The sequence below is a fragment of the Janibacter hoylei PVAS-1 genome, from assembly GCF_000297495.1.
GTDB classification, from domain to species: Bacteria; Actinomycetota; Actinomycetes; order Actinomycetales; family Dermatophilaceae; genus Janibacter; species Janibacter hoylei.
The window spans coordinates 1-6195 of record NZ_ALWX01000105.1; the positions used below are offsets into that span (position 1 = coordinate 1).

Sequence of the window (6195 nt, forward strand, 5' to 3'; positions counted from 1 at the left end):
CGACGCGCTGGACCGTGCCGTGCTCTGTGCTAGCTCTGCGCGCAGAGTCCTGACCATCCGCACCGCAGCGGCCTTCTCGTCGGGGCTGTAGCGACGCGTGGTCGGCTTCCCCGGGGTGGTGGTCCTTCGGCATGAGTACATCCTCGTTTCCAAACGATGGAGACTCCAACCAACCCAGTGCGGTTCACTTCGCTTCGGTTGCGGCGTTGCTGTTCCCATCGCTGGTCCTTCCGGGGAGGGCTAATTGGGCTCATCGCGAATGAGAGTGTAGGAGCGGTCTGAATCCGCCGGCTTCGAGGAGCGATCTGGCGACGTAGTGCGTGAGGTTCCGGAAGCCGAGGGCGGAACCGCCAAGGTGCTCGAGCCGGCCGTTGATGGCCTCCGTTGGGCCGTTGCTCGTTCCGGGGCGGTCGAAGAACGCGAGGATGTCCGCGGCGCGATGCTTCAGCGTGCGGCCGAGGTGACGGATCTCTTTGAGCAGCGCGGGGACGCCGTTGCTGACAGAGTCGATCACCGCCCGCATCATCTCCTTCGCCTTGTTCTTGTCGGGTTCGCGGTAGGCGGCGACGATGCGCTGGTAGATGCCCCAGGTCGCTTCGACCTCGACGTGCTCCTCGGCGGCGAACACCGCGTCGAGCCGCGCGGTCTGTTTCTTGGTGAGGAAGCTCGCGCCGGTGTGGAGGGTGCGGCGGACCCCGTAGAGCGGGTCGCCGGCGTGACCGCGGTGCCCGAGTGTGTCTTGCTGGACGCGCTGCCGGGTCCGGTCGAGCGCGTCGCCGGCCAGGCGGACGACGTGGAACGGGTCCATCACCGGGACCGCGTCGGGGAGCTCTTCGGCCGCGGCGGTCTTGAACCCGGAGAACCCGTCCATCGCGACCACCTCGATCCGGCTCGACCACTCCGCAGGCCGGGCGGCGAGCCACTCCTTGAACACCTGCTTCGAGCGGCCCTCGACCATGTCCAGCAGCCTGGCCGGGCCCGTCTTGTTCCTCGCGGGGGTGAGGTCGATGATCACGGTCACGTACTTCTCGCCAAACCGTGTGTGACGCCAGACGTGCTCATCGACACCGATCGTGGTGACCCCGTCGAACCTCGCCGGGTCGTCGATCAGGCGACGCTTGCCTTCGGCGATGATCGCGGTGTTCGCGGTATGCCACGACACCCCGAGCCCTGCTGCGGCGCGGGAGACGGTGAGGTGGTCGACCACGATCGCCGTGAGTGCCACCCGATCCCGCCGCGGGAGATCTTCTCCCTCGGCGCTGCCGCCTTCGACGTGTCCTGCCGCCAGGTCCGGCGGCAGTGCGTGCACCGGTAGCGGCGCACCCGGACCAGCAGCGTCGTCGGTCGATGCCCGAACGGCTCATGCGCCAGCGGCCGCGTCACCGTGTCACGCGGCACGCCCTCCGCGCCGCACTTCCGACACCACGGGTCGTCCTCGACGACGCGGCACTCCAGCACCGCCCGATCAGCCTCGAGCAGCTGCCCGACGGCTTGAAGGCCGAGCTCGTCGAGACGGCAGAACGTGGTCAGGTCAGGGGTCACGAACGTAGGGTGGTGCAAGTCGAGGTGTTCCGGCGGATGGTGAGCGTGAGAACTTCCATCCTGGAAGACCTCGACGCCTATCCGCGAACCAGCCGGCGGTCCCGGGCTACACCCTCAACTGCGAAGAGCCGGTTCACCCCCCAAGCCCCGCCTGAGGGCCGGTGGGGGCTCCGGGTCAGCGCTTCTTCATCCCTCGACGTGGGAAGCCGGCGGCCATGAGCGCCGCCGCGACGAGCGCCGGCTGGCCGAACAGACGGGCGAGACGCTTGCCGTCGGTGTCGAGCCCGAAGGCGTCGTGACGTTCCGCGTACTGCGCGATGTTGCCGGGAAAGATCGCGACGTAGAAGGCGGCCAGGGCCACCCCCACGGCGGCACGGCGCTTCGGCAGCGCGAGCAGAGCCGCACCGAACGCGAGTTCCATGACGCCCGAACCGAGCACGACCGCGTCCTTGTCGATCGGGAACCAGTCGGGCACCTGCGCCTGGAAGTCGTCGCGCGCGAACGTCAGGTGCGACGCGCCCGCGAACGACATGAAGGTACCGAGGCCGAGGCGGGCCGCGTTCTGACCGCGAGTGGCGGGCGGCGCCGGCTCGGCCAGCGAGCGCAGCGATTCGGTCAGTCGGGTGAACCGTGCCATTCGATGCTTCTTCCTCGAATCGTTCGTGTCCCGGGCGGGCTCGGCCCGGGGCGTCGGCGTCACTTCGCCACGCGGACGAGCTTGGTGTTGGCGAACTCGCCGAAGCCCCAGCGCCCGAGCTCACGCCCGTACCCGGAACGTCGGACGCCGCCGAACGGAAGACCGGCCTTCGTCGTGCCGTGCTCGTTGACGTAGGTCATCCCGACCTCGAGACGACGTGCGACCTGCTCGGCCTTCGTCGTGTCCTTCGACCAGACCGAGCCGGACAGGCCGAACGAGGAGTCGTTCGCGATCTCGACAGCTTCCTCGATCGAGTCGTAGGGGTAGACGACGGCGACAGGCCCGAAGATCTCCTCCGTGAACGCGTCCATCTCCCGGGTCACGCCGGTGAGGACGGCCGGGGACATCCAGGCGCCGTCGCGCTCCAGGGCCTTGCCGCCGGTGTGCCGCGTCGCGCCCTGCTCGACGGCGCGCTCGACCTGGGCGATCGCGTCATCGCGGGCCTCGATCGACGACAGCGGCCCCATGTCGGTGCTCTCGTTCGCGGGATCGCCGACCGTCATGGTGTCGACGGTCTCGACGACGCCGGTGACGAACTCGTCGAACATCGCGGACGGCACGAGGATGCGCTTCGGCGAGTTGCACGCCTGGCCGGCGTTGCTCATGCGCGCGGTGGCGACGGTCTCGGCGGTCTCGGCGACATCGACGTCGTCGAGAACGATGAGCGCGTCGGAGCCACCGAGTTCGAGGACGCTCTTCTTGAGGTTCTGCGCGGCCGTCTCCGCGACGGCCTTGCCAGCGCCCTCGCTGCCGGTCAGGGAGACGCCGCGCACGCGCGGGTCCTCGATGATCGACGTGATCTGTTCGTTGCTGACGAACAGGTTGATGTAGGCATCCTGCGGCACGCCCGCGGCGTGCAGGATCTCCTCGATCAGCTCGGCCGTGCGCGCGCAGATCGAGGCGTGCTTGAGCAGGATCGTGTTACCGAGCATGAGGTTCGGCGCCACGAAACGTGCGACCTGGTAGTGCGGGAAGTTCCACGGCATGACGCCCATGAGCACACCGATCGGATCGGTGACGACGACCGACTTCGCGTCGTCACCGATGCTCAGCTGTTCCTCGGCGAGGAGGTCCTCGCCGTGCGAGGCGTACCAGCGGAAGATCGACGATGCGAGCGCAACCTCGCCCTGGGCCTGCGCGAGCGGCTTGCCCATCTCGGTGCCGATGACACCCGCGAGCTCGTCGGCTCGTTCGTCGTAGAGGTCCGCGATCTTGGCGAGGGCGGCGGCACGCTCGGCGGCCTCCGTAGTACGCCAGGTGCTGAAGGCGGCGTCGGCACGCTCGATGGCGCGGGTCACGTCAGCATCCGTCGCGGAGGTGAACTCCTTCTCGATGACGCCGGTGGCGGGGTTCTCGGTGCGGTAGGCCATGAGCTGTCTCCTCTTGATTGAGCTCTGTCCCGAGTGTCAACTCCGACCGACCCAGAAAACATTTCCTGTCAATACTCTTTTGACGGCTCTTCACAGATGAGGGTGTAGCTGTGGTGCGACCTGGGGCGGCGCGTCGGTGTCGGGGTGAGGGTCGAGGTCTTCCGATGATGGGAGTTCTCACACAACCCGTCCGGAAGACCTCGACGTGCCTGACGCTACCTTCACGCGCCCTGACCTGACTACCTTCACCCGCCTCGACGGTCGCGGATCTGCCGGAGCAAGTCGACGTCGGGTCCATGCTCACTCCCGTCGACGTCGGCCGCGATGAGTCCGGGATGCCGTGGCGTCTCTCGCTCGTCGGCCGTCACACCCTCGTCGCTGGCCGATCCGGCTCCGGCAAGGGCTCCGTCCTCTGGGGGTCCGTCGCCTCCCTGGCCCCGTGGATCGCCCAAGACACCGTCCGTGTCCACGGCGTCGATCTCAAGCGCGGTGTGGAGATCGCCATGGGTGACGGTCTGATGTACCGCACCGCCTACCGACCTGAGCAGGCGCTGACGGTTCTGCGCGACCTGCTCACGATCATTGACGAGCGGGCCACCCGCATGGTCGGCCAGTCCCGACTTCACGAGGCCATGCCCGGCGATCCACTTCACGTCCTCGTCATCGACGAGCTCGCGGCGCTCACGGCCTACGCCGATGCCGAGGTGAAGAAGGAGGGGAATCGGCTCCTGGCCGAGATCCTCACGCAGGGCCGAGCCATGGGCGTGGTCGTCGTGGCCTTCGTCCAGGACCCGAAGAAGGAGACAGTCCCGGCGCGCGGCCTCTTCACCCAGACCATCGCCCTTCGCCTCGCCTCCGCCGACGAGGTCCGCATGGTCCTGGGGCAGGGCATGAGCGACGAAGCCCCCGCCCACCGCATCCCGATGAACATGCCTGGCGCCGGATACCTCGTGACCGAGGAAGGCGCTGTGGCTCGGGTGCGCGCCCACTACTGGCCGGATCTCCTGATCAAGGCCACGGCCGCCCACTACCCCGCCGCCAAGCGCTGGGTGCCACCGCTCGAGGAGTCCTCCACGGGAGGAGCGCAGTTCGTCCAGGCAGCCGCGGCGCAGCCCGACGAAGGAGGCCGGGCACCTAGACCGCGAGGCCCACGCAAGAGGTCACCGCGACGCCCCGCTCACAGGACTGAAGAAACCAACGTCATTGCACTGGAAGGAATCCGCGATGCTCCCGAATGATCGAACCCGCGCCGCGACGCGCACGCTCGCGACCCTCAACACTCACGGCGCCTGCGTAGGCCACCCGCACCCCGACTGGTGGTTTCCCGAGCGCGGCCACGACGACACCGACAAGGCGCTCCTCGTCTGCGACACGTGCCCGGTGCAGCGCATGTGCCGCGACTACGCGCAGACGTGGGACGACCGGGGCGTGTGGGGCGGCAGCACCGACGACGAGCGCCACAAGCGCCAGCTCCTGACCATCCCCGCGGAATGGGCCGACATGACCCTCCCCGGGCTGGAGCTGGGTGAGACGGCATGAGCTGGATGCTGGCCGTCGCGCCATCGCAGGTCCTGCCCCTTCGCTCGGGACTCGGCAGGGGCGCCGCAGTTGCCTGCGACGAGTGTCAGACCGTCTTCGTGCGGCGCGTCGACGGGCGGGTGATCTTCCCGACGAGTTCGGATGCCATCGCGGCGGCCACGACCTTTTGCGAAGGCTGGGCGTACGTCGTCGGCGAGGGCGTCGACCATCTCGTGTGCGAAGACTGCGTGGTCGCGCGCGGCGCTGTAGGCGAGTTCTGATGCCCAAGTCACGGGGCCTGGGACTGACCCCAACTTCCAGGGTCATTCCGGCCCGGGAGGCGTGAGCACCATGCGGGACTCGGGTACCCGGGGACGGATGCGGTGGGTCGCTGCGGCCTTCGCGGTCCTCGCGTTGGTGCGTCTCGTCCTGCATCTCTTGGGCTGGTGGACGGCATGACGAGCGGCCAGCGACTCGACGGCGCTCTCGCGGGCCTGACCGAACATTCACTGGAGGCGGTCCAAGAGCTGCTGTCGCGTAGGCACCTCGAGGACTTCGCGCAGGCCGCGAGCCGAGTCGGCTTCTGCCAGCGGCCCATTCGTTTGGCCGGGCACTCCTCGAGCGTCGACAAGACCACCGGCGAGGTGCTCTCGACCTTCTCCTCGGACGAAGCGCCGACCGGCGTCCTGCTGACCCGCTGCGGCAACCGGCGCGAGTCCGTGTGTACCTCGTGCTCCCGCGTCTACGCGCGCGACACCTTCGAGCTGATCCGATGCGGCCTCGAGGGCGGGAAGGGCGTCCCCGGCGCGGTCGCTGAGAACCCTCTTGTCTTCGTCACGGTCACTGCACCGTCCTTCGGGGCTGTCCACTCCACCCGCGGGGGCCGCATGTGTCATCCCCGGGGGCGCGAGACCTGCGAGCACGGCCGCTCCCTCTCGTGCACGGCACGCCACGACAAGGACGACGACGTCGTCGGCCTCGCCCATCTGCCACGACCTGCTACGACTACCTCGGCCACGTCGTGTGGCAGTTCCCACGCACCCGAGCTGTGGCGTCCGAGCCGTCCAG

The 6195-nt window shown here is 68.5% G+C and carries 6 protein-coding genes and 2 pseudogenes; 4 read left to right on the forward strand and 4 right to left on the reverse strand.

All coding sequences use genetic code 11. From position 1 onward, the window contains the following. From B277_RS20425 to B277_RS15395, 4 genes and pseudogenes are all read right to left on the reverse strand, one after another. A pseudogene (locus tag B277_RS20425) lies at positions 1–133 on the reverse strand (IS3 family transposase); the annotation flags it as partial. A gap of 117 nt (positions 134–250) precedes the next feature. Then, positions 251–1560: pseudogene (locus tag B277_RS15385) on the reverse strand (ISL3-like element ISPfr18 family transposase). A 157-nt stretch (positions 1561–1717) separates the two neighbouring features. Continuing rightward, positions 1718–2179 carry a DoxX family protein gene (locus tag B277_RS15390; protein WP_007929990.1) on the reverse strand — a complete coding sequence of 154 codons (462 nt, stop codon included), beginning with the start codon at positions 2177–2179 and terminating at the stop codon, positions 1718–1720. 59 nt (positions 2180–2238) lie between these two features. Continuing rightward, on the reverse strand, positions 2239–3609 hold the full coding sequence (locus B277_RS15395; protein WP_007929993.1) for an NAD-dependent succinate-semialdehyde dehydrogenase: 1371 nt from the start codon (positions 3607–3609) through the stop codon (positions 2239–2241). A 269-nt stretch (positions 3610–3878) separates the two neighbouring features. Here B277_RS15395 and B277_RS15400 point away from each other — a divergent pair, with 269 nt between their 5' ends. The 4 genes from B277_RS15400 to B277_RS15410 form a co-directional block, all read left to right on the forward strand. Continuing rightward, a complete protein-coding gene (locus B277_RS15400; RefSeq protein ID WP_272948429.1) occupies positions 3879–4847 on the forward strand; it encodes an FtsK/SpoIIIE domain-containing protein in 969 nt (322 codons plus the stop codon). Then, positions 4834–5148 (forward strand): WhiB family transcriptional regulator, encoded by a 315-nt coding sequence (locus B277_RS15405; RefSeq protein WP_007930002.1) that lies wholly within the window; start codon positions 4834–4836, stop codon positions 5146–5148. The genes B277_RS15400 and B277_RS15405 overlap by 14 nt, the downstream gene beginning before the upstream one ends. Then, positions 5145–5408 carry a hypothetical protein gene (locus tag B277_RS16310; RefSeq protein WP_007930008.1) on the forward strand — a complete coding sequence of 88 codons (264 nt, stop codon included), beginning with the start codon at positions 5145–5147 and terminating at the stop codon, positions 5406–5408. The genes B277_RS15405 and B277_RS16310 overlap by 4 nt, the downstream gene beginning before the upstream one ends. Positions 5409–5582: 174 nt before the next feature. Continuing rightward, positions 5583–6195, forward strand: a 613-nt coding sequence (locus B277_RS15410) for a replication initiator (RefSeq protein ID WP_007930009.1), incomplete at its 3' end; no start/stop codon positions are given.